The organism is Kitasatospora putterlickiae, assembly GCF_039527695.1.
Lineage (GTDB): Bacteria > Actinomycetota > Actinomycetes > Streptomycetales > Streptomycetaceae > Kitasatospora > Kitasatospora putterlickiae.
On sequence record NZ_BAAAKJ010000282.1, the window covers coordinates 1 to 1,265 of the forward strand.

1 protein-coding gene is annotated in these 1,265 nt (G+C 74.6%); it reads right to left on the reverse strand.

Annotated elements, in window-relative coordinates; all coding sequences use genetic code 11:
- Positions 1-28: 28 nt before the first annotated feature.
- Positions 29-973: a bifunctional riboflavin kinase/FAD synthetase gene (locus tag ABD308_RS27605; protein WP_344339980.1), complete on the reverse strand. Its 945-nt coding sequence runs from the start codon at positions 971-973 to the stop codon at positions 29-31.
- Positions 974-1,265 lie beyond the last annotated feature (292 nt).

Genomic DNA, 1,265 nt, shown 5'->3' on the forward strand with positions numbered 1-1,265 from the left:
GCCCCTCGTCCGTACGGCGGAGCCGGGGTCAGCCCGTCTCGGTCAGCTCGCGGGCGCGCTTCACGTCGTCGGCCATCCGGTCCAGCAGCGCATCGATGGAGTCGAACTTCTCCATCCCGCGCAGGTAGACCAGGAACTCCACCGCCACGTGCAGCCCGTAGAGGTCCAGGCCGACCCGGTCGATGGCGTACGCCTCGACGGTGCGCGCGGTGCCGTCGAAGGTCGGGTTGGTGCCCACCGAGATCGCGGCCGGCATCCGCTCGCCATCGGCCGTCAGCCAGCCCGCGTACACGCCGTCGGCCGGGATCGCGCTGTGCGGCACGGTCTCCACGTTGGCGGTCGGGTAGCCCAGCTCCCGGCCGCGCTGCGCGCCGCGCACCACCACGCCCTCCACCCGGTGCGGGCGGCCCAGCACCTCCGCCGCCCCGGCCACGTCGCCGGTCCCGACCAGCCGGCGGGTCAGCGTCGAGGAGAACGGCTCGCCGTCCCCCGCCGAGCCGCTCACCTGGAGGTCGACCACCTCGACGCCGCAGTCCGCGGCCCGGCCCAGCTCGGCCAGCAGTCCGACGTCGCCCGCCGCCCTGTGACCGAAGCGGAAGTTCGGCCCCTCGACGACCAGGCAGGCGTGCAGCGCGTCCACCAGCACCTGCCGGAAGAACTCCTCCGGCGACTCCTTGGAGAACTCGGTGGTGAACGGGAGCACCAGCACGGCGTCCACGCCCAGCTCCTCGATGAGCTCCGCCCGGCGCGGCTGCGGGGCGAGCAGCGGCGGGTGGCTGCCGGGGCGGACCACCTCGCTCGGGTGCGGGTCGAACGTGACCACCACCGAGCGGACGCCCCGCTCACGGGCGCGCTCGACCACCCGGTTGATGATCAGCTGGTGTCCGCGGTGGACCCCGTCGAACGAGCCGATGGTGACGACGCTGCGTCCCCAGTCATCGGGGATCTCCTCCAGGCCACGCCAGCGCTGCACCTGACCGCTCCTTGTTCCCTACGGCGCGTACCGTCCGTACGCTCAAACGCTCAAAACCCGAACCCCTATAGCGTGCCATGCGCCTGTCCGGAGTTCGGCACCGGAAGGCAGGTTGGGCGCACCAACGGGCTCCGGGGCGCGGCGGCGGGCGTTCCCGGCGCTCCGCGCGGGCCCGTGCGCTCGGCCTCCGCGGCCGCGTACTGCGGGTCCCGGCCGGCCGCCACCAGGGCCCGCAGCCGGTCCAGCCGGGGCCCCTCCGGGCGGGCCGGGCGCTCGTCCCGCGGCCAGCGCG